This is a genomic window from Luteibacter sp. HA06 (genome assembly GCF_054061215.1).
The window spans coordinates 2813639-2835791 of sequence record NZ_JBSSDZ010000001.1; the positions used below are offsets into that span (position 1 = coordinate 2813639).

The following is a 22153-nucleotide window of genomic DNA, read 5'->3' on the forward strand; positions in this document are numbered from 1 at the left end:
CGTGCCTCGCTGACCTGCTTCATGAAAGAGAGACGTCCCTGTCCATTGCGATGTCCGATGCATTCCTTTGCGCCCCACCGCCGGGCTGACGGGTCCTGGTTCATTGCGTGGCGGAAACCTGGCCGGCACGGGGATCGAAGCGCTGTTCGTAGAGCTTGTCGCCGAACGACTGCGCGGCGTTTTCCAGCTTCACCCGCGACTTCGCCGCGAACGGCTGGCGGGAGCTGACGATGTCCGTCGTGTCGATGTTCTCGTAGGCGGCGATCACTTCCTTGCCTACCTGGTACATCTGCACGTTGCGCGCGGTGCAGGCGTCCACCTGCGAATGCGACAGCTCCAGTTCCTTGGCCAGGCGTGAGCGCTCGGCTTCTGCCGTGCGCATGGCCACGCCGGCCGATTCAGCATCGGACTTGTTCCGCTGCAGAATCGCTTCGGCGGCCTCGCGTCGCTGGCGTTCGGCGGCCAGCTCACGCGTGCTATCCGGCGACACTGCGGGGACCGCCTTGGTCGCATGCGCCGCTGCAGCTTCCTGCTTCGCGGCGTCGCGCTCCTTTTCCAATGCCGCCTTCTCGGCGGCCCAGGTGGACTGCTGGGCCTGGAGCTCCTGCAACTGCGTGCGCGTTTCCCGCAGCTGATCGCGCATGCGGCTTTCCAGGCTGGTGGTTTGTGCCTGTGCCGCGGGGAACACGGCAAGCAGGACCAGCGCGATGAGGGTGCGTTTCATATCGCCTCCTTAGAACCGGGCATTCATTTCAAGCTGGAACACGTCGATCGAGAGCGGCGGGCCGAACACTTCCTTGGCGTTGAAGTAGCGCAGGCTCAGCCACGCGTACTTGGAAATGCCGTAGCTGCCGCCGAGGATGAAGCCCTTGGCATTGGTGCCACCCAAGTGGAAGTCGGTATCGGTCAGGCCGTCGAGCGTGGCGTCCGGCTGCAGGTACTTGTAAGCAAGGCTCATGTTCCAGTCGCCGGCCGCATGCGGGTTCACATCGCCGAGCGTGGCGCGCAGCATCCAGCCCACCGGGCCGCTCTTGTAGGTCGACTCAGCGATATCGCCGGCGCCGAAGTTGTTGACCAGGCGATTCAGGCCGACATCCGCACGGAACGCGTCCGCGCGGTGGTAAGCCATGTTGCGGATGTAGTCGGCCTCGATGCGCAACGGCGTATCGGCCACCTTGGTGTCGAACTGGGCGTTGGCATCGGCGACGTGATAGTCGTAGACCAGGCCCACGAATTGTGGCTGGGCGTAGTTGGTCGGCGAGTTCGGGTCCGGCACGATGTCGCGGATCAGAAACAGCGAGTTGCCCTTCTGCATGAAGGCCGAGCGGCTGGTGTCCGTATCGCAGGCGGTCACGCCCAGGTAGATCGAGCACGGCGAGGACAGCTGGCCCTGCATGTGGTCGAAGCGGTAGTAGGCCAGCGCGGCCTTCAGCTCGGTGTCTTCGTTGAACTTCCACTTCGCGCCGAGCTGAGCACCGGTCATCCACTTGTCGCGGCTGGCCTGCTTGACGCCCTGCTGCGACGGAAAGTCGTCGGCCTGATATTCGATCGGGAACATGCCGACGTTGGCGAAGGTGCTGAGCTGGTCGGTCATCGGCACGTTGAACTTGCCGACGATGCCGTCGAAGTTCAGGTCGTTCGAGTAGACCAGGTCCGTGCTCATGAACGGGTTCGCCATGCGGCCGCCGACGACCTGCGCCCACTCGGTCGGCTTCCAGGCCAGCCAGGCCTGGTCGAGCCACACGTCCTTCTTGGCAAAGCCACCGCCGAGGGTCTGCGTGGTCGAGACAGGGTTGTTGTCATTGCCCGAGCCGAGACGGATCCCCGCGGTGACGCCCTCACCCAGATCCACGTTTACGCCCAGGCGCGCGCGGATGCGCAGCGAGTTCGTCCGGTTTTCCAGCGTATTGAGCAGCGGCGGCGGGTTGTTGCCGTTGAGGTCGTACGGACCGGTCTTGTTGAGCTGCGCGAAGTCCACGACCGGCGAGGCATTGCCCTTGTCGTAGTAGTGGAACTCGTCACGCACGCGCATGTCGCCCGTCCAGCTGATCCGGTCGAGCCATTCGGGCAGCTTGCCCGGCTCGGCCCAATGCTCGGTCTTGGCCTGTGCGACCACTTCCTGGCGCAGCTCATCCTTGATCTGGTTGCGCACCACTTCCGGCACGTAGGTAACGCGCACCTGGCCCGGCGTGGCCGGCGCCGCGTTGGCGGTACCGGCGAGCTTCTGTGCCTGGGCGGCTTCGGCGTTGGCCTGGGCGATAAGGCCGTCCGCGTCCGACTGGGTGAGCACGCCGCGCTTCACCAGCAGGCGCACGAGGTTGATCGTGGCGTTGTCCGACGCGGCACTCTGCGCCTGGGCAGCGCCCGCGCAGAGCGACAGCCCGATGGCGAGGGCCAGCATGGCTCGCGCGGGTCGATGGCGGGCCTTTCCGATGGTCATGCGAACTCTCCGGGGTTCCAAAGCGTGTGTTTCAAAGGGGGTTGGCGTGGTGGGCGTCATACGGGGCGCTTCCCGCGGATGGACACGCGCACGGGGAAGTGCAGCGTCGCCGGAGGCGCCACGTCGATACGTGGCATCGCGCGCAGGACTTCGAGCAGCGCTTCATCGGTCTTGGCGTTACCACTGCCGTTGACGATCTCGGCGCGGGCAAGCTTGCCGTCGGCGTCCAGCCAGACATCCGCGTGAACATCGAAGGACAGGCGGTTGACCCGTTCGTCGCGCTGCACAGCCTGCTGGATCGCATAGCCGAGGTACTGGCCATAGCTGCCAGTACCCGTACCGTTGCCGCCACCGGAACCGACCATCCCACCGCCATCACCGGCGCCAATATTGAAGTTGTCGCTACCGGCCTGAGGGTCACCATTGATGGTGACGCTCTTGGGCGCGTCGTTGCTGGGCTTCGGCGCGTCCGTCGGCTTCTGCGGGATGTCCTGCGGCTTGTCGATGGGCTTCATGTCTTCCTCGACTTTCTTCGGCTCCGGCGGCTTTTCCTTCGGCGGCGGAGGCGGTGGCGGCAAGGGCGTGATGGTGGCGATACGCGGCGCCTCGCGACGCACGCCGACGCTGCTGCCGGCGAAGTGCCAGATCAGCAGGCCGAGCAGGACGAGCGCGACCACACCGACCGCCGGACCGAGCCAGCGTTTGGGTGTTCCGCGACGGGAAGTGGGCAAGGTCACGCGCTCATCCCTTCGGCGACTTGCCGGTGACCAGGCCGACCTGCGGCAGGTCCACGCGACGCAGCAGGTCCAGGATGTCCATCACCTTCTGGTACTGGACCGTGGAATCGCCTTTCACCACCACCGGAAAATCCGGGTTGAGCGCCTTCAGCGAGCGAAGACGTTCTTCGAGTTCGCCGATCGTCACCGGATAGGCATCGAGGAAGATCTGTCCCGATTCCGAGATCGTGATCGCCTTGGTCTGCGGCTTGGCCATGCTGACCGCCGCGCTGGCCTTGGGCAGGTTCACCTTGATGCCCTGCACCGATGCGGTCGTCATGATGATGAAGATCACAAGCAACACGTACGCCAGATCGAGCATGGGCGTGATGTTGATATCGTCGTACGGTTTCTCTTCGTCTTGCGCGCGCATGATCCGTTCCTCAGGCCGCGACGGCCGACGGGTGGGTGGCGCGCTGCTGTTCCGCCAGGCGAGTCACGAACTCGTCGACGAACACCTGCATGTTCGCGGTGACGTTCTTGTTGCGGATCAACAGGTAGTTGTAGCCAAACAACGCGGGGATCGCGACGAACAGACCGGCCACGGTGGCGAGTAGCGCAGCGGCGATACCGGGTGCGATGGCGTTGACGTTCACGTCGCCGGCCGCCGCGATCGCCGCGAAGGTGATCATGACGCCGACCACGGTGCCGAGCAGGCCGAGGAAGGGCCCACCGGAAATGGCGATGGTGAGCAAGACCATCGACTTCGACAGCTTCTGGTTCTCGCGCACCAATACCGAATCCATCGTGGCGCGGATCGCTTCGATGGATTCCGCAGCGATGTGGTCGTGACCGTCCGCGTCGCGGCGATTCCACACTTCACCCGCGCCGACCTTGTACAGGCGATACAACGAGGCGTCCTGCAGACGCGCGGCGGCCGGATCCTTCGAAAGTGCGAGGATATTACGGCCCTGCTGGCGGAACGCGTCGAGGAAGTCCTCGTTGGCGTTCGTCACGCGGTTCACGTACGACGCACGCTGCCACATCACCACCCACGACAGCACGGCCATGATCATCAGGATACCGATGATCGACCAGGCGTCCGCGGTAACGGACTTGACGATGATCCCGAAGTAGCCGAAGCCGACACCCGACTGCTTCTCGTCCGCGCCGTAGTTGAGCAGCTTCGACTCCGCACCCTGGGTCTGTGCGTCCACGGCGATCAGCGTCGCCGGGCGGGCGATACGCGACAGGCGCACTTCGTCCATCTGGCCGGCGAAGGGTACGAAGGTTTCCGTCTGGCCCGGGGCGTCACCACCAAGCGTCGCCTGGCTGGTCATCGCAGGCAGCTTCGCGGCAAGCTTGGCGTACGGCTTGCCATCGACATACAGCTCGATGTCGTCGCCCGTGGCCGTGACGGCCAGGTGCGTCCAGGCGCCGGCCTTGATCGGCTCACCGGAGGCGCTGGTCGTATCGCCCGTCTGCACGAAGGGCACGCCATGGTCGAGACCGATCAGGAGCTTCTGGTCACCCTGGCGGCGGGCGTAGACCAGCGCGCGACCATCGGCGATGGCATCCAGCTTGATCCACGCGCTGAAGGTGAAGGTGCCGCCCTCGGCGACATTCATCGAGACGCTGCCCGGCAGCGTCACGATCTTCGAACCGTCGAAACGAGCCGACTTGCCGATGATCCCGTCCACACCGGCGATGTCGTTACCGACGGCGTTGTTGCCGTAGGCCGTGGCATCGTGCGGCGGCGTGCCGGCGGGCTCCTCGAAGTGATAGATGGCGGCGTAATCGGCATCGAAAACCGCGCCGGCCTTCTCGCCGCCCTGCGCTTTCGTGTTGCCGTAGTACATCCAGATCTGCTGCTGGGCATCCGCCGCTACCTGCGGCACATCCACCCAGATAAGCGCCACGCCAAGCACGGGGTCGAAGCTCTCGATCTGGAAGTTCAGCGGTGTCTTGTCATCGGCGGCGACGAAACGGACATCCGCCCCGGACTCCGAAACACCGTCGAAGGTGAAGTTGCCCGAGTGCAGGCGGACCAGCAAAGGCGTGCGCCCGACCGCCGTGGTGACGTTGCCACCCTTCGCCGTCGTGTCGACGGTGATGGCCTTGCGGAAGGAAAAGTCCTGGTTCCACCACGAGGTCTCGGCGTGTGCCGAAGGCACCCAGCCTAGGATCAGCAAGCAGGTCAGTAACAAGATTCGAGTCACGGTGATACCCCTGGTGTCTATGGTCCGACCTGCCGGTCAGAGATCCGCTTTGAGTGAGAAATGGATGCGAGTGTCGTGCGCACGCGTGGCCTGCCCGTTGTTGAACGGATAGGCCACCTCGAACGCACCAGTAGCGATGTTGAAGATCTGGAAACGGGTACCGACGCCGACGCTGGAAAGGTCGTAGCTCGTCACGCGCGTGTTGCCTGCGGCGGGATTGGCCGGATCGACAAGCTGCGGTAAGGCGTTCATCAGCGCGAGGTGCGCAGCGTCGGCAAAGGCGTGGAAGCGCCAGTCGTTCACCCAGCCACCGATGTGCTGGGCGATGGACGGTGTACGGAATTCGATCGAGCCGATCACGCCATGGTCGGCAGTCTCTTCGGCTTCGAGGTAGCCACGCACCGTGCTGTCGCCACCGGCCGCGTACTGTTCGCTGGAGACCAGCGACGAGGTCGACAACTGCAAGCCGAGGCGTCCCGCGAGGCTGAAGCCGCCCTCGAAGTTGAGGGTATGGCCACCATCGAACTTCATGTAGAAGAAGTTCTGCTTCGCCTTGTAGCGCTGGTTATCGAATTCGGCGGAGTCGCTAGCACCGGCGCGGAAGCCGAACGTGCCGCTGATACCGATGCTGCTCGACGAGTGTTCGCCGATGGACTGGCCCTGATAGCCGGCCACCACCGGGATATACGTGATCGGTGCCTTCGAGGTCTGCCCGCCAAGGCTTATGTTCTGGTCGAAATGCTTGCGCGTCACACCGAGCGACAGCGACTGCGAGTACTCGCCGTGCGTCGGTAGCGTGCGTACGAGGGTGAAGCCGAATGCGTTGCCCTTGCCGAGCACCGTCGTACCGCCAACGGCGTTGGCATTGCTGTTGGACTTGTAAGCAGAGCCGAGCACGCTCCAGTCGTTACCCAGCGGAATCAGGTACGAGCCTGCCCAGACTTCCGCCGCGCTGCGGTCCTGCGGCGCAACGATGTAAGTGAGCGAGGCGGACTGCCCCTTCTGGAACAGGTTGTCATCGCGCACGCTCGCCACCGTGCGCAGTTCCGGCGTGTTGACGCTGTGGTCGTTGTTGACCTCGAGGCTCGCGTGAAGCGGCGAGCTGTCGGTGACTTTCAGCGTCACGTCCATGGTTTGCGGCAACTTGCCCGGCGCCAGCACTGGAACGACCTGCGCACCACCGCGCTTGTTCACGTCGGTAAGCTGCTGCTGGGCATCGGCGAAGTTCGGTACATCGCCTTCGCGCAGGGCCGGCACCGCATCGCGGATATCCTTGGGGGAACGGTACGTAGCGCCTTCCACACGCACGCGCCCCACGGTGTTCTCGGTGACCTGGAATCGCACCACGCCGCCCTTCACCTGCTGCGGCGGAAGATCCACCACTACGGACTGGTAGCCGTGGCTCTGGTAGAGCTTCTGCAGCGCATCGCGCGCGCCGTTCACGTCGTTCATCGATTTGCCGGGGCCGAGGAACGGATAGACCGCCGTTTCGATATCCAGCGCCTGCAGTGTCGTGTTGCCGTCGACGACGTATTCGTTCACGTCGAACGCGGTCGGCGCGTCCTGCGCCATGGCGGCACCTGTCAACGACAGCGAAATCGCCAGCGCCAGCGCATGTGCGCCTCGCACCCATACTGCTCGTGTAGCCACGCGGAGCTTCCCCTGATGTTCCATCTGCCCTAAGGACGCGTGGGCAGTGGCGGCACTGAACCGTTGTCACGAAAAATTCATGAGGCCGACGGTGCCGACCCCGCGCGACAGTCAGCTCAACAACACCCAACCACCCGGAAGGTGGGTCGCGTGCGCGCCATAGGCGTCTTCGATCAGCGTGGCCACGTCGGCCATCTGGTCCAGGGTGAAACGCGCATGCACACGGCGCTCGCCGAGCGCATGGTCGGTGATGACGATGCGGCCCGGACGGTAGCGGTTGATGTCGGTGACGACGTCGGCGAGGGGCTGGTTGTCATAGATCAGGACGCGGTGCCTCCATGCGAGCGCGGTATCGGGATTCACGGCAACGGCATCGCCGAGGCCATCGGCATCGAAGGCCAGTTGCTGCGAGGGCTTGACCAGGGTCTTCGTCGCGGCGCGCGCGAGCACGGCCTGCCCTTCCAGGCAGGTCACCGTGGAGACGCCATCCACGCAGCGCACGGCGAACGAGGCGCCCGGGCCCGAGAGCACTCGGGCATCTTCGAGCTCGACGACGAAGGGTGCGCTGTGGTTCGGGTCGATGCGCACGACGGCTTCGCCTGAGCGCAGCCGAAAGCCGGTAATCGTGTTTCCGGAGGAACGCACGCCGATGTCCGTGGCCGTGTTCATTTCAAGTGCGACGCCCTGCGTCACGTCCACGTGCGTCTGCTCGCCGACCGCGGTGCGCAGCGTTGCGCCGGTGCCACGCTGGCCGCCCGTATCGAAGCCGTAGCGAGCCACGACCACGGCGGCCACCGAGGCGGCGATGGCGGAGCCAAGGAAGGCGCGACGGCTCAGGCGGACGCCATGGCGGGCCGCCGGTCGCTCACCGCGCGACGCGGAGGCCTGGCGCCGGGCGACGGCCGGACCGAGGTCCTGCCACATCTGCCGCGTCCGCGCGAAGGCCTCGGCGTGCTGCTCGTTCGCCATGCACCAGCGACGGAAGGCTTCGCCGTCCTCGCGGGTAGCCGTGCCCGAGGTCAGATGCACGAGCCACGCCTGGGCCTGGCGCTCGCTCTGCGTGATGTTGGTCGTGTCCATACCGGTCAAGACGCATCTCCGGCCCCGGGACCGAACCGCTGTACCGATTTTCGTCCCACTTTTGTGGCACAGGTCTCAAGCGCCTTCTTCAGTTCCTTGCCCACCATGCGCACGGAGATGCCATGACGGGCGGCGATTTCCACCTGTGGCAACTCGTCGATGCGCGCGGCGATGAGGATCTCGCGCTGTCGGCGGGTGAGCATGTCCAGGGCCAGGCCGAGCGCCGCGATGTCCTGCTGCGAGGAAAGCACGGTAGGTGGATCCAGGTGATCGTCGACACCTTGTATGAGGTCGTCGACTTCCTCGCCGGTCAGCAGGCGGCCCGAGGCGCGGTGGTGATCCGCAGCCATATTGAGTGCCATGCGGAACAGGTAACCGGTGGGGTGCGTGGCGCGTTCCGCCTGGGGATCGAGGCGTTCGACACGCAGGTAGGTTTCCTGCAGCACATCGTCGACGAGGTCGTCCGAACGCAGGCGGCGACGCAGCCGGCGACGGAAGTCTTCGTAGTTGGCGAGGAAGAGGCCGAGCATGGACGTCTCCATCTCAGCCCTCCCACGCGCGCGCGCCAGCGCCAGCGCCAGCGCCAGCGCCAGCGCAACGGTAGCTGCCAGTGCTCGACGGTGTTAGCAGAACTGTCACAGGGCTGAAACGGGAAGTCGACGGAGGTAGACGAACACCACGCAGCGTCGCGACGACGCGAGCGTCGCGCCGCGGGTCGTCCGAGGGCGCCAGCGCCGACACGTCGTTGATGACGCCGGCAGCATCGATCCAAACCTGCATGGCGAGACGGAAGCTGCCCGGGCGCGTCGCGGCGTGCGCACACAGCGCTGCTTCGATCGCCGCCTGGACCAGCCCGGCACCGTGTTCGTCGAGCAGTGGCGCCTGGGTATCCGACGCCGTAGGCGGCGCCATCGAGGCGTCCGCTTCGCTGACCGGATCGGCGGTGACGGTAAACGCGCTCATCGAGGAGAAACGGGCGTTGAGGCCCGTTCCGACGAGCAAAACGCGCAACGCATCGCGCGCGTCCGCGACACCGTGGATGCCCGGCGACACGCGCCCGGCGACCAGTGCATCGTCGAAGAGGACAGCGATACCCGTCGCTTCGCTATAACCGCGAAGGGCGGTCGCGAGCGGCTGTGCCTCGATGTCGAAGCGCGCTGGCGCATGCGTTTCTTCCGACCCCTGTGATGCCTCCGCCGGCATACGCACCTGCGCCGCGAGCTGCGGCGACGCGAGCAGAAGGGTGAACGCGACCAGCGCGAAAACGCAGCGTGTCACGGTCATTCCTTCGCACATGGGCGTACGTGACGGGGACTTGTCTCGTGGGAAGGCTAGGCGCGGTAAATGACACAACCGCGCTTTTTCCGTGACAAAAAGAGTGACAACTCGATGACAACGGCCGCGCCACTTCCGTAGACGCTGTCGCGCATGCTATCCAACGCAGCGAAGACTCAAGGAATGATGTATGCGTATTCGGCAATGGTTGTTCGTACTGACCGCCGCGGCGACGTCTGCGGGCTTTGGCGTGGCATTTGCGCAGGATGCGCCGGTCGCATCGCGTGCAACGGGCACGCCGGACGTCATCACCCTGCCCGGCGTACATGCGTCGGCGACGCCCGGGTGTGTCGAGCATGACGAGAGGTCGACGTTGTCCTATGCCTGCCTCAACCGCCTGGTCGCCACCAGCGTGACGCCGGCACCCATGCCCGGCGATGCAGACATCACCAAGCGCCCGTCGAACACCATCGGCCTCTACAACGCGAACAGCCTGAGCCACCGCATGGGCCCCAACCTGGGCATCTCCGTGCAGCCCTACCGCCCCAAAGTCGTCTACCCCACCCCGCTAGCCAAGCCCTTATAGGTACCGGGATCCCTGTGGGAGCCGCTTCATCGGCGATAGCAACCCTGTGGGAGCCGCTTCAGCGGCGATAGCACCCCTGTGGGAGCCGCTTCAGCGGCGAAGAGCCTACGGAGCGGCAATGCCGCACCTATCGCCGCTGAAGCGGCTCCCACAGGTTTTGGCAACAGCCACAAGTTTTGCGGTTATTGAGGGCGCAACGGCACCGTTGTCGCCGGCGCGGCTGTCGGCACGGCGGCGCGTGGCTTCACCGCTCCATCGCGATACGGCTGCAGCGACTCGAACTTGCGCTGGTACTCATCCGTGACCTGCTTCGCTTCCTCGCCATTGGTGATGACGCGCGGTGTGATCAGCACGATCAACTCGGTGCGATTGCGGCTGCGCGTGGTCGAACCGAACAACCGGCCGAAGACCGGAATGCGGTTGAGCCCCGGAATACCGGTGTCGGTGACACCTTCGTCCTGCTTGATCAGACCGCCAAGCAACACCGTCTGTCCGCTCTGCACGGCGACCTGCGTCGCCACTTCGCGCTGCTGGATCGGGAAATTACCGGTCGTCGTGTCCTTCTGCCCCGGCGCACTCACCACCTGGTTGATGTTGAGATACACCAGACCACCCGGATTCACGCGCGGACGCACGTTGAGGATCACACCAGTGTCTTTGTACTCGACCTGGCCGATCGTGTTGTCCGTGTTGGCACCGGTGTTGACGAAGGTCTGCGTGATCGGAATCTGGTCACCGACCTGGATGTGCGCCTTCTGGTTGTTCAACACCACCAGCGAGGGCGCGGACAGCGTCTTCGTGTTGCCACTGGTTTCCATCGCCTTCAGCGCGACCGAAATATTGTTGTTGACGAAGGAGTAGAAGAAGCTGTCCGTGGAGGGGTTATACGATGCCCCGCCACTACCCAGCGCCCACTGCTGCTTGTTGCCCGGCTGGGTCGGCTGCCCGTTGGTGCTGCCGACCAGTCCTTCGAGGTACCACTGCACGCCGAACTGGAAGTTGCCGGTGAGCGCGACTTCGAGGATGCGCGTTTCGATCTGCACCTGCAGGGGCACGGCATCGAGGCGCTTGATCGCCTGCTCGATCTCGGCCCACTGCGCGGGGCGGCAACGCACCATCAACTGGTTGTTCGAATCCACCGAGGTGATGCGCACACCCTCGTCGGTGGTGATGCCGCCGGTATGCGAGCGATGCGAGTTGTCATCGTCACCGAAGCCGCTGCCGGCAAAGCCGCTCTGCGACCCGCCGCTCGACGAACCGCTGCTGCCGAAGCCGGACGACGAACCGTTGATGCCGTTGCCGCTCGTGGTATTGATGTAGCCGCCGTTCGACGAGGATGACGACGAACCGCTGCCAAAGGTGCCCGAGCTGCTGCCGAAACCGGAGCCGCTGCGGCCAGAATCACTGTCGCTGCCACCGAGGGTGCCCGAGCTGAGGCCCGGACCCGTCTTGCCGCCGCGATCGCCCGAGCGACCGCCACTGGAGCCGCCGCCGTAAATGTCGGAAAGGTAATCGGCCAGATCCGACGCCTGCACGTTGCGCACGTCGTAGACATAAAGCTGCGCTTCGTTGCCACCGCCGTGATCGATGCGGTCGATCCAGCTGCGCACTTCATCGAGGTAAGCGGGCTGCGGACTGATCACCACCAGCGAATTGGTCCGCTCGATCGGAATGAAACGCAGCAGGCCCGCCATGGGCGTATTGCCCTTGTCGCCGAACAACTTGTCGAGCATCGGCGTGAGGTCCTTGACCTCGGCGCGTTGCAGACTGAATACACCGACAGACATGCCGCGCAGCCAGTCCACGTCGAACGTGGCCACGGTGCGCTGGTAGTTCTCCAGCTCGGTCGGCGTGCCGGCCATGACCAGGACGTTGCGCGTCGGATCGGCGAGCAGTACGGCATCGGCACGGGCGAATGGCTTGATCAGTTTCTGCATCTCCGTCGCGGAGATGAAGTGCAGCGGAAAGAGGCGCGCCTGAAGACCACCGGCCGGCGCATTCGCGCCAATGCTCGGCACGAGGTTGCCGGCGACGGCATCCTTCGCGGGCATCACGACATAGCGGCCATTGCTGTGGACGAGCGCATTGCCCGTCCACGAGAGCAGCGTCTCGAGGATCGGCAGCGCCTGCTCGGCCGTCACCGGCTGCGAGGTCGAGAAGGACACGTTGCCCTGCACGCCCGGGACGATCGAATAGTTCTCGTGCAGCAGGTCGCCCAGGATGGCTTTCACCACCGACTCGACCGGCTGGTTCTCGAAATTGAAGGTAACGGTACCCGCGCCCTCGGCGACCGGCGTCGGCTTGGCCAGGCCCACGGCCTTGACGAATTCGCCCGTGCCCGTGGTGACTTCCGGCGGGGCCACGCCCGGCGTGGCCGGATTGGTGCTGGGAACCGGCACCTGCCGCGGTGCGGGTTTTTCGGTGCCAGCCATGGCTTCGCGCTGGAGTGCACCGTCATCGCGCGGCTGAGGCAGGGTCGAGCACCCGGCCAGCGCCACAGCGAGCGCCACGGCGCCGGTCAGCTTACGTCTCAGCATCAAACGAACTACTCCCTGGTTGGTCGCGAAAAGGCCGCCACGCACGCAGCGACCCTCTCGATTCCGCCAACTCTAAAGGGAGGTTCCCTGTCAGCGCTAGTTCTTGCGTCCGAAGTCGCGACACAAGTCCGCCTACAAGGCAGCCCACCTCCTCTGTAGGAGCCGATTCATCGGCGATCCCGCGGCAGCGGGCCAGGTCGCAGCAACGGGTAAGGTCGCGGCGACCGGGTTATCGCCGATGAATCGGCTCCTACAGAAGCGTTGTGGGTTATTCGGCCGCCCACTCGGCGTGGAAGCTGCCTTTCTCGTCGACCCGCTCGAACGTGTGGGCTCCGAAAAAGTCGCGCTGAGCCTGAATGAGATTCGCCGGAAGGCGGTCGGCCCGATAGCTGTCGTAGTAGGCAATGGCGGCGGAGAACCCTGGTACCGGGACGCCGACACGCACGGCCTCGGCGACAACTTCGCGCAACGCGCCCTGGTAGTTCTGCACGATATCGCGGAAGTAAGGATCGAGAAGCAGGTTTTTCACGTCGCCGCCGGTCTTATAGGCATTGGTGATCTTCTGCAGGAAACGGGCCCGGATGATGCAGCCGGCGCGAAAGATCTTGGCGATGGCGCCGTAGTCCAGCTTCCAGTCGTTCTCGTCCGAAGCCGCGCGCAGCTGGGCAAAACCCTGGGCGTAGGAAATGAGCTTGCTCATGTACAGGGCGCGACGCACCGACTCCTTGAAGGCCGAACGGTCGCCCGAGAACTTCTCCGCCTTCGGCCCGGCAAGAACTTTGCTCGCCGCGACCCGCTCTTCTTTCAGGGATGACAACCCGCGGGCGAACACCGACTCGGTGATCAGCGTGAGCGGCACACCGAGGTCAAGCGCGCTCTGGCTGGTCCACTTGCCCGTGCCCTTCTGCGCGGCGCGGTCAAGGATCATGTCGACGAGCATCTTGTCGCTCTTGTCGTCCTTCTTGGTGAAGATCTTCGAGGTGATCTCGATCAGGAAGCTGTCCAGCTCGCCCTCGTTCCACTCGCTGTAGACGTCGGCCAGTTCCTGGTTGTCCAGGCCAAGGACGTGCTTGAGCACGGCGTAGCTCTCCGAGATGAGCTGCATGTCGCCGTATTCGATGCCGTTGTGCACCATTTTCACGTAGTGACCGGCGCCATCGGGGCCGATATAGGTGACGCAGGGCTCGCCATCCGGCGCCTTCGCGGCAATCTCGGTGAGGATCGGGGCGACCAGGTCGTAGGCGTCGCGCGGACCACCGGGCATGATCGAGGGACCCTTCAACGCACCCTCTTCGCCACCGGACACGCCGGTACCGATGAAGTGCAGGCCGTCCTTCGCCAGTTCCTCGCCACGGCGCACCGTGTCCTTGTAGTACGTGTTACCGCCATCGATGAGGATGTCGCCCTTGTCGAGCAAGGGGCGCAACTCCTCGATCACCGCGTCCGTGCCCTTGCCCGCCTGCACCATGAGCAGGATGCGGCGGGGCTTCTCGAGCGAGTCGACGAATTCTTTCAGCGAGTACGTGGGCACGAGTTGCTTACCCTTGCTCTCGGCCATCACGTCGTCGGTCTTTTCTTTACTTCGGTTGAAGATGGAAACAGCGTGACCACGGCTTTCGATGTTCCAGGCCAGGTTGCGACCCATGACGGCCATGCCGATCACGCCAATCTTCTGCTTGCTCACGGAGAACCTCCAGTTTGGGAATTGCGGGAGACGGGCCAGTGGATACCTGTCAATCAAACCGCCAACCGGGCAAGAGTTCTTGGTCGAATCGAACTTTGCTGCCCAGCACCATGGACCAGCGTGAACCCACGAAGTACCACGGGACGTGATGGTGCTCGGCTATGATGGCGGGCGAACCGGCGGCCGGACCGCCCGGATGGACTCGACAACGCATGAACCAGGTGAAGTCGCATTCGCGCGACAAACGTGTCGCCAGCGCTCGTGAAGCCCTGGCCGGCCTCGTGGCCGACGGACAGATCATCGCCGTGGGTGGCTTCGGCCTCTGCGGTATTCCCGAGTTGCTCATCGAGGCCCTGCGCGATTCCGGGGTCACGGGCCTGACCGCCGTTTCCAACAACGCCGGCATCGACGGCGTCGGCCTCGGCCTGCTGCTGGCGACCCGCCAGATCCGCAAGATGGTTTCGTCCTACGTAGGCGAGAACAAGGAGTTCGAGCGCCAGTTCCTCGCCGGCGAGCTCGAGGTCGAGTTCACCCCGCAGGGCACGCTGGCCGAAAAGCTGCGCGCCGGCGGCGCGGGCATCCCCGCCTTCTTCACCCGCACCGGTTACGGCACGCAGGTGGCCGAGGGCAAGGAGACGCGCGAGTTCGACGGCAACATGTACGTGATGGAGCGCTCCATCCTCGCCGACGTGGCGCTGGTGAAGGCGTGGAAGGCCGATCCCTCGGGCAACCTCGTGTACCGCAAGACCGCGCGCAACTTCAATCCGATGGCGGCCACGGCCGGTAAGGTCTGCATCGCCGAAGTCGAGATCATGGTCGAAGTCGGCGAGCTGGATCCGGACCAGGTCCACACGCCGGGCATCTACGTCGATCGCATCGTGCACAATCCCGCGCCGTCCAAGCGCATCGAACAGCGCACCGTGCGCGCCTGAGGAGAACACCATGGCCTGGACTCGTGAACAGATGGCGCAGCGCGCCGCCCTGGAACTCTCCGACGGCGACTACGTGAACCTGGGTATCGGCTTGCCGACCCTGGTCGCCAACCACCTGCCGGAAGGCGTGGACGTGTGGCTGCAGTCGGAAAACGGCCTGCTCGGCATCGGCCCCTTCCCTACCGAAGAGGAAGTGGACGCCGACCTGATCAACGCCGGCAAGCAGACCGTCACCGCCCGCCCCGGCGCGTCGTACTTCTCCAGCGCGGACTCCTTCGCGATGATTCGTGGCGGCCATGTGGATATTTCCATCCTGGGCGCCATGCAGGTGACCGCCGAGGGTGACATCGCCAACTGGATGGTGCCCGGCAAGATGGTCAAGGGCATGGGCGGCGCGATGGACCTGGTCGCCGGCGTCAAGCGCGTCGTCGTGGTGATGGAACACACCGCCAAAGACGGCACCCCGAAAATCCTCACCGAATGCAACCTGCCGCTCACCGGCAAGGGCGTGGTCGACCGCATCATCACCGACCTGGCAGTTTTCGACGTCACCCCGAACGGCCTCGAACTGATCGAACTGGCCACAGGCGTCGACGAAGCCCACGTACGCGCCAGCACCGAGTGCAACTTCACCTCGAAGCTCTGACTGTGGGAGGCATGTAACTGTGGGAGCCATGTAACTGTGGGAGCCATGTAACTGTGGGAGGCATGTAACTGTGGGAGCCGCTTCAGCGGCGATGCTCTATGTGGGAGCCGGCTATGCCGGCGATGGCCGTGAGGCTAAACCGCTCCGTTGGCTTTTCGCCGCTGAAGCGGCTCCCACACAGGGCAGAAAGGTTTTCGGCGCCGGAAATAAAGTCGCCCCGCAGAGGACGCCTCGGTATGGGCCTCGGGGGGGGAGGTAGGCCAGATACCGGTGTTTAGCGTCGATGCGGGGCGAGGGACCTACCGACCCAGGGGGAGGGTTGATTGGTAGGTCGAGGTGGATGATAGATTTCCTAGGAAATTCTCGCCAATATATCTTTCACCGCTCACTAAGACGAAAATCGACTATGTTCGATCTGCGCCAGCTGCGCTACTTCGTGGAAGTGGCAGAAACCCTCAGCTTTACCCAGGCCGCCCAGCGGCTGCACATCTCGCAGCCTCCGCTGTCGCAGCAGATCCTGGCCCTGGAGGCGGATCTCGGTGTGCGCCTGCTCGATCGCAACCGCCGCCGCGTGGCTCTGACTGAGCCGGGCCGGCTGTTCCTGCTCGAGGCCAAGGCCATCCTGGCGCGGGCGGAAAGCGCACGAACCGTGGTCACCGAAGCGGCCGCCGGGTTCACTGGCCAGCTGAGGCTTGCCTATGCCGTCTCCGTATCATTCCACCGTGCGCTGCCGGAAACCTTGCTGCGCTTCACACAAGCGGCACCGGGCGTGAGCCTGCACCTGGGCGAGATGCTGACCGGCGCCCAGTACGACGCCATTCTCAGCGGACAGATCGACGTGGGCCTGCTGCGGGCGCATCCCGAGGGCGTGGCCAATGCCCGCCAGCTGAATGTCGAAGTCATCGACCACGAGCCGCTGGTCATCGCCCTGCCCACCCGGCACCGCCTGGCCAACCGCGAGTCGCTGCGCATGGAAGAGCTGGCTCATGAGCGCTTCGTTGCGCCACCTCGTGCCCATGCGGCGACCCTGATCGACCGCCTGATGCTGCTGGCGAACAAGGCGAAGTTCCGTCCCAACGTGCGCCAGGAAGCCCAGCAGATCCCTTCCCTGCTGCCGCTGGTGGCGGCAGGACTAGGCCTGGCACTGGTGCCTGGGTCGCTGCGTGCCGTGCACCTGGACGGCGTGGCCTTCGTGCCGGTGGACGACCCGGAGGCCTACCTGTTGCTTGCCGTGGCCAGTCGCGTGGACAATACGTCTCCGGTGCTCGACAGTTTCCTTCGCACGGTGCGCGAGGCCCGCACGGCACTAGGCCTCGCCTGAAAGGTCAATCTTTCCCGGCGCTTGCGTAACGCCGACCGGATCGCTACAATTCCGTTTTTCCTTGTCCTTAAAGTTTCAGGAGCTATCCGTGAAGGTGCTTTCCTCTTTGAAGTCCGCGAAGTCGCGTCACCGTGACTGCAAAGTCGTTCGCCGTCGCGGCAAAGTGTTCGTGATCTGCAAGAGCAACCCCCGTTTCAAGGCTCGTCAGCGCTAATCTCTAGCTGCGACGGGTTCATGAGAAAGGCCGCGAAAGCGGCCTTTTTTTATGTTTGGTGGCTGCATCGAACGAAGCGGATACACAACCATGACTATTCAGCTGTACGGTTTCTGGCGTTCGAATGCGGCGTTTCGTGTCCGTGTCGCGCTTGCGTTGAAGAAGCTCCCCTTCGAGGAAATCGAGATCGACATCCTCTCGGGACGCCAGTTCGATCCCGACTATGCGGCAGTGAATGCGGAGCATGTGGTCCCGACCTTCGTCCACGACGACCACCGCATCTTCCAGTCCCTGGCGATCATGGAGTATCTCGACGAGATCCAGCCGGAGCCGCCGCTGCTGCCCACCGATGCAAAGGAGCGGGCGTATGCCCGGTCGCTTGCGCTTGTATCCGTCGCCGATTCGCATCCCCTGATCGTGCCCCGCGTTCGTAAGCATCTGGGCGAAGCGTTCGGTGCTGACACCGACGCGGTCGAGGCATGGTGCAGTCATTGGATCGAGGAAGGCATGGCCACCTACGAGCGGCTGCTTACGCGACGCCCGGCCACGCCGTTCGCCCTGGGAGACACGCCGACGATCGCCGACATCTGTATCGCCGGCCAGATCATCCTGGCGCAGTTTTACAAACTGGACTTTGCGGCGTATCCCACCGTGGCGGCGCTGGGGAAGCGTTGCTTCGAGCTACCGGCATTCGCCGATGCGCATCCGCTCCGTCAGTCCGGCGCCCCGTCGCCGGCATAGCCCGCTTTTGCGCAGGCTCTAGCCGCGCGCTTCGGTCAGGTAGGGCGAATCCGGAATATCGCCGGTGTCGCCCATGAACACGCAATTGCGCCCTGCCCGCTTGGCGCGATAAAGCGCTGCATCGGCCACGACGAGCAGCCGATGCAGCTCGAAGCCACACTGCAGTGTCGACGAGACACCGAAGCTCGCTGTCACCGCCAGTTCGGGACGCGCCTGGGTGGCCGCGGTGGCCGAAATCGAAAGACGCAATTGTTCGGCACGGGCGCGTGCCTGCGCCGGACTGCAATCAGGCAGCAAGATCGCGAATTCTTCTCCACCGAGTCGACCGAATACGTCGCAGGCGTGCAGCGCACGGTGGCACACGTCGACCGCACGCTTGAGGACCTCGTCACCCACGGCGTGGCCATAGGTGTCATTGACGCCCTTGAAGTGATCGAGATCAAACAGGATCACGCACAGCCCGCGATCCGAACGTGCGCCATAGGCAAGCACGCGGTCGGCCTGTTCCACGAAGTGTTCGCGATTGCAGATACCGGTAAGGCCATCGCGACGTGCCAGCTTCATGAAACGCATCTGCGAACGACGCAGCCAGAGCACCAGCCATGCAATGGCGAGCAGGCTAAGGCCGAGGATGAAGATGTACAGACGCCCCGTCTCGACCTCCTTGCGGTCGACCACCCCGTTGAGGCGCAGTATTTCGTTCTGCTTGTTGAGCGCATCGACCTCGGCCTTGCGTGCGACCAGCTGCTGGTCGACGATCTGGAAAGCCAGGCTGCGCGCACTCAGGTCGTTGAGGTAGGCCTTATCGGCGAGCATGTATTGCTCGTGGAATCCGAGCGCAGCGGTGGCATTGCCCAGCCGTTCCTCGACCTGGTAGAGCACTTCGTAAGCCGAGCGCCGCGGATCGGTGAACTCGCCCTGGATCGAGCTGGCGAGTGCGGAAAGACCGTAACGCCGGGCGTTCGGCAAGTCACCCAGCTTGAGGTAAGCCTGCGCAAGCAAGCCATCGAACTCGGAAAGCGTAGGCGGGTAACGCAGTGCGCGAAGGCCGTCGCGATTCGCGACCAGGATTCTTACCGCTTCTTCCGGATGGCCATTCGCCATCTGGAAGGCGGCGACGTCGGCTCGCATGCCATCGGCGAAGACTTCGTCACCACTCCCGACGCAGGAATCGATGGCGCTCTGGTAGATCGGATCGAGCGTGTGCAACCGACCACCTTCGCGTCGCGCACGCAGGAGATGCGCCGCCCCCTTGCAGATCGATTCACCCGGCGGCGGGTTGTCCATCATCTGCTGCGCATACGCCTCGGCCTGATCGAACTGCCCGGCGGTGCTGAGCATCTGCGATGCCTCACCGAGGGCCTGGAAGCGGGCCTTGCGGTCGCGGAGGGAAGGCAGCATGTCCTGCAACTGGGTCAGGCGCGTGAAGGCCTCTTCGTAGCGATGACCGATACCGAGCAGGTTGATCAGGGTTGCCGTGGCGCGCGCTCGTAAAACGTTGCTGGTGGACGAGTCGGCCACCGCATCGAGCTCCGCCTTCCCCCTCCCGTAATCGCCCACCCAGGTAGCTCGCCAGCCGCGCAGGAAATGGAAGAGCGACTTCTGCTCACTGTCGAGCTCCTTCTCCCTCGCGCCGATCTCGTCGAGAAGCTGGGTGAACGCGCCGAGGTCTTTGATCTTGATCGCGTCCGCACGTGCCAGCATGTCGCCGAGATCCGCATGGTTCGCGGTGGCGGGGGACGGCATCGGTCCCGGTAACTGGGGCGTCGCCAGGGTGATCGTCGCCGTGCTCGTGAAGACAAGCAGGACGAAGGTCAGGCCAAGGCGAGCGGCTACATTCATGCGGTCAGTGCCGGGAACCGGGAACAGGTAGCCTGGGGCTGCGACGCGGCGGCTTCTCGCCGTCTTCGTCGTCCTCGTCGTCTTCTTCCTCTTCCTCTTCCGGCTCTTCCACCTCGCGCTGAGGGCTGGGCATCTGGCCGCTGAAGTAGATGTTGTGCCCGACCCCGGCGTGAAGTGCCGTCACGGCCTCACTCATGCCGGCCTCGCTGATGAGGTCGGCAAGCGCCTCGTCGGACGCATGGCGCAGCGACGCGTCTTCCCCAAGACGCGCCAGAAACTCGATGACGTTACCCATCCCACTCATCCCGTGAGCACAGAGGACCTACCCCTGGCCCGATTTGACGAGTCCTCCCCTCGAGGTCGCCGTCCGTGGATGATAGCCGCATGGGTGCCGGCGTTGAAGTAGGCCAGTCGGCCGGTCGGGGCGCCTGCCTTTCAGGCTAAGTAAAAATGCCCAACTCCCGGCTTCGGGCCTGCCACAGGCCTGCAACTTTCCGCGTAACCCCAGGCAACATGATGACCGCCAGGTTCGAGGTGGCCGTTTTCCTGACGACGCGGTGCCAGGGGCTACAGCAACGCCGAAGCCTTCTGCAAAGCAATCCACACGCCGATCAGGAACGGAATACCCACGGCCAGCCAGGCCAGTCCGCCCACCGCGCCAAAGGACCCGCGTGCCGCGGCGGCAAGTGTGGCCTCCGAGGCCTGCACGTCGTGCTGCAGGGAACGCTCACGGCGCAGCTCTTCTTCGGTCATGTGGTACTTCGGGTCGACCGGGCGGACAAGGAGATTGCAGATCAGGCCGATAACCAGCAGCCCCGCGAGGATATACAGCGTGCGGTCGTAAACGAGGTTCTTCGCCACACCGGCGCCGAGTTGCGCTTCACGGATGCCGGCGATGAGTACCGGGCCGATCACGCCAGCCACCGACCATGCCGTGAGCAACCGGCCATGGATGGCGCCGACCATCTGCGTACCGAACATGTCGGCCAGATACGCCGGCACCGTGGCAAAGCCCCCGCCGTACATCGAAAGGATCACGCACACGGTAATGACGAACAGCGCGGCCGCACCCAGATGACCCAGCGTCGGCAACAGGCAATACAGGACGATGCCGAGGAGGAAGAAGATGAAGTAAGTGACCTTGCGGCCAAGGTAATCCGACGCCGAGGCCCAGGCCAGGCGACCCACCGAATTGAACAGGCTGATCAAGCCGACCAGACCCGCCGCGGCGGCAGCGATGGCGGTCTTCTGCGCGGTGGTGAGCGCCGTGCCCGGATCGACACCGAGCAACCCCGCGCCGAACACGTCCTGCAGCATCGGGCTGGCCATGGAGAGCACGCCGATGCCGGCGGTCACGTTCATGCACAGCACGCCCCAGATCAACCAGAACTGCGGCGTCTTCCAGGCCCGGCTCAGATGCACGTGACCATGGCTGATCATCGGCCGCTTGTTGGCGGTGCCGGCGACCGCGGGCTGATAACCCACGGGCTTCCAGCCGTTGGGCGTCACGCGGAAGCCGAAGGCACCCAGCGACATGGCCACGAAGTAGATGACGCCCATGACGATGAGCGTGGTCGACACCCCGGGGATATCGCCCGTCTTGAAGACGTCCATGAGCTTGACGGCAATCGGTGCACCGATCATCGCGCCACCACCGTAGCCCATGATGGCGAAGCCGGTCGCCAGGCCGCGACGATCGGGAAACCATTTGATCAGCGTGGAGACCGGGGTGATGTATCCGAGCCCCTGCCCGACGCCGCCCAGTAATCCGCAGCCGAGATAGACCAGCCACAACTGGTGGATGGACACGCCAATGCCGCCCAGTACCAGGCCACCGCCCCAGCAGCACGCGGCAATGAAACCCGCCTTGCGCGGACCGGCATGCTCCAGCCAGCCGCCCCAGATCGCCGCAGCGAGGCCGAGCATGGCGATGAACGTCTCGAAGATGTGGTTGACCGACGGAACGGTCCAGTTGCAGGTGGTCGTGGTCAGCTGATCGAGGAAGCCCTGGCTCGCGCAGACCGCGGCATCGGCACCGGGCACCAGCTTGGTCATCGGCAACCAGAAAACCGAGAAGCCGTAGGCCATACCGATGCACAGGTGGATGGCGAGTGCGGCGGGTGGCACCAGCCAACGGTTGAACCTCGGACCCGCGATCGTACGTTCCCGGGCCAGCAAGCCAGCCGTGTCGTTCCCTGCCATCAATGATCCCCTGCCAGTGAGTGGTACTGCCCCGGATCGCATCTTAGGCAGGTTTTCGCGTGGCGCCA

Annotated in this window: 20 protein-coding genes; 6 read left to right on the forward strand and 14 right to left on the reverse strand. The window is 64.4% G+C overall.

The genetic code is table 11. From position 1 onward, the window contains the following. Positions 1 to 100 precede the first annotated feature (100 nt). From ACVWWJ_RS12935 to ACVWWJ_RS12975, 9 genes are all read right to left on the reverse strand, one after another. Entirely contained in the window at positions 101 to 724 is a 624-nt protein-coding gene (locus ACVWWJ_RS12935; protein WP_456968182.1) for a hypothetical protein, read from the reverse strand. A gap of 9 nt (positions 725 to 733) precedes the next feature. Next, positions 734 to 2440 carry a putative porin gene (locus ACVWWJ_RS12940; protein WP_456968183.1) on the reverse strand — a complete coding sequence of 569 codons (1707 nt, stop codon included), beginning with the start codon at positions 2438 to 2440 and terminating at the stop codon, positions 734 to 736. Positions 2441 to 2496: 56 nt separating this feature from the next. Continuing rightward, positions 2497 to 3177 (reverse strand): energy transducer TonB family protein, encoded by a 681-nt coding sequence (locus ACVWWJ_RS12945; RefSeq protein ID WP_456968184.1) that lies wholly within the window; start codon positions 3175 to 3177, stop codon positions 2497 to 2499. A gap of 4 nt (positions 3178 to 3181) precedes the next feature. After that, on the reverse strand, positions 3182 to 3589 hold the full coding sequence (locus ACVWWJ_RS12950) for an ExbD/TolR family protein (protein ID WP_046969330.1): 408 nt from the start codon (positions 3587 to 3589) through the stop codon (positions 3182 to 3184). Positions 3590 to 3599: 10 nt separating this feature from the next. Further along, complete coding sequence (locus tag ACVWWJ_RS12955; RefSeq protein ID WP_456968185.1) at positions 3600 to 5375, reverse strand: DUF2341 domain-containing protein; 1776 nt, start codon at positions 5373 to 5375, stop codon at positions 3600 to 3602. 36 nt (positions 5376 to 5411) lie between these two features. After that, complete coding sequence (locus ACVWWJ_RS12960) at positions 5412 to 7025, reverse strand: ShlB/FhaC/HecB family hemolysin secretion/activation protein (RefSeq protein ID WP_456968186.1); 1614 nt, start codon at positions 7023 to 7025, stop codon at positions 5412 to 5414. A 111-nt stretch (positions 7026 to 7136) separates the two neighbouring features. Next, positions 7137 to 8105 (reverse strand): FecR family protein, encoded by a 969-nt coding sequence (locus ACVWWJ_RS12965; protein WP_456969709.1) that lies wholly within the window; start codon positions 8103 to 8105, stop codon positions 7137 to 7139. Positions 8106 to 8110: 5 nt separating this feature from the next. Further along, positions 8111 to 8635 carry an RNA polymerase sigma factor gene (locus ACVWWJ_RS12970; RefSeq protein WP_456968187.1) on the reverse strand — a complete coding sequence of 175 codons (525 nt, stop codon included), beginning with the start codon at positions 8633 to 8635 and terminating at the stop codon, positions 8111 to 8113. 13 nt (positions 8636 to 8648) lie between these two features. Further along, a complete protein-coding gene (locus ACVWWJ_RS12975; protein WP_456968188.1) occupies positions 8649 to 9383 on the reverse strand; it encodes an STN domain-containing protein in 735 nt (244 codons plus the stop codon). Positions 9384 to 9570: 187 nt separating this feature from the next. On the opposite strand from ACVWWJ_RS12975, the gene ACVWWJ_RS12980 reads away from it, so the two are divergent. Beyond that, positions 9571 to 9966 carry a hypothetical protein gene (locus ACVWWJ_RS12980; RefSeq protein WP_456968189.1) on the forward strand — a complete coding sequence of 132 codons (396 nt, stop codon included), beginning with the start codon at positions 9571 to 9573 and terminating at the stop codon, positions 9964 to 9966. A gap of 182 nt (positions 9967 to 10148) precedes the next feature. Here ACVWWJ_RS12980 and gspD read toward each other — a convergent pair whose 3' ends face one another. Together gspD and gndA are read right to left on the reverse strand one after the other, a co-directional pair. After that, positions 10149 to 12503, reverse strand: coding sequence for a type II secretion system secretin GspD (gene gspD, locus ACVWWJ_RS12985; RefSeq protein ID WP_456968190.1), 2355 nt, complete (start codon positions 12501 to 12503; stop codon positions 10149 to 10151). Between the two features lie 268 nt (positions 12504 to 12771). Beyond that, positions 12772 to 14187, reverse strand: coding sequence for an NADP-dependent phosphogluconate dehydrogenase (gndA, locus tag ACVWWJ_RS12990; RefSeq protein ID WP_456968191.1), 1416 nt, complete (start codon positions 14185 to 14187; stop codon positions 12772 to 12774). Between the two features lie 212 nt (positions 14188 to 14399). Between gndA and ACVWWJ_RS12995 the strand changes: the two genes are divergently transcribed. The 5 genes from ACVWWJ_RS12995 (at position 14400) to maiA (ending at position 18041) form a co-directional block, all read left to right on the forward strand. Further along, positions 14400 to 15119, forward strand: coding sequence for a CoA transferase subunit A (locus ACVWWJ_RS12995; RefSeq protein ID WP_456968192.1), 720 nt, complete (start codon positions 14400 to 14402; stop codon positions 15117 to 15119). A 10-nt stretch (positions 15120 to 15129) separates the two neighbouring features. Then, the gene (locus ACVWWJ_RS13000; RefSeq protein ID WP_159892196.1) at positions 15130 to 15765 is read left to right on the forward strand and encodes a CoA transferase subunit B; all 636 of its coding nucleotides are present in this window, start codon (positions 15130 to 15132) and stop codon (positions 15763 to 15765) included. 406 nt (positions 15766 to 16171) lie between these two features. Then, on the forward strand, positions 16172 to 17086 hold the full coding sequence (locus tag ACVWWJ_RS13005) for a LysR substrate-binding domain-containing protein (RefSeq protein WP_159892212.1): 915 nt from the start codon (positions 16172 to 16174) through the stop codon (positions 17084 to 17086). An 88-nt stretch (positions 17087 to 17174) separates the two neighbouring features. Further along, positions 17175 to 17300, forward strand: coding sequence for a type B 50S ribosomal protein L36 (gene ykgO / locus ACVWWJ_RS13010; RefSeq protein WP_029213509.1), 126 nt, complete (start codon positions 17175 to 17177; stop codon positions 17298 to 17300). Between the two features lie 90 nt (positions 17301 to 17390). Continuing rightward, positions 17391 to 18041: a maleylacetoacetate isomerase gene (gene maiA, locus ACVWWJ_RS13015; protein WP_456968193.1), complete on the forward strand. Its 651-nt coding sequence runs from the start codon at positions 17391 to 17393 to the stop codon at positions 18039 to 18041. A gap of 18 nt (positions 18042 to 18059) precedes the next feature. Here maiA and ACVWWJ_RS13020 read toward each other — a convergent pair whose 3' ends face one another. The 3 genes from ACVWWJ_RS13020 to ACVWWJ_RS13030 form a co-directional block, all read right to left on the reverse strand. Then, complete coding sequence (locus tag ACVWWJ_RS13020) at positions 18060 to 19883, reverse strand: GGDEF domain-containing protein (protein ID WP_456968194.1); 1824 nt, start codon at positions 19881 to 19883, stop codon at positions 18060 to 18062. 4 nt (positions 19884 to 19887) lie between these two features. After that, positions 19888 to 20178 carry a hypothetical protein gene (locus ACVWWJ_RS13025; RefSeq protein WP_456968195.1) on the reverse strand — a complete coding sequence of 97 codons (291 nt, stop codon included), beginning with the start codon at positions 20176 to 20178 and terminating at the stop codon, positions 19888 to 19890. Between the two features lie 272 nt (positions 20179 to 20450). Next, positions 20451 to 22085, reverse strand: a complete 1635-nt coding sequence (locus ACVWWJ_RS13030; RefSeq protein WP_456968196.1) for an OFA family MFS transporter — start codon at positions 22083 to 22085, stop codon at positions 20451 to 20453. Positions 22086 to 22153 lie beyond the last annotated feature (68 nt).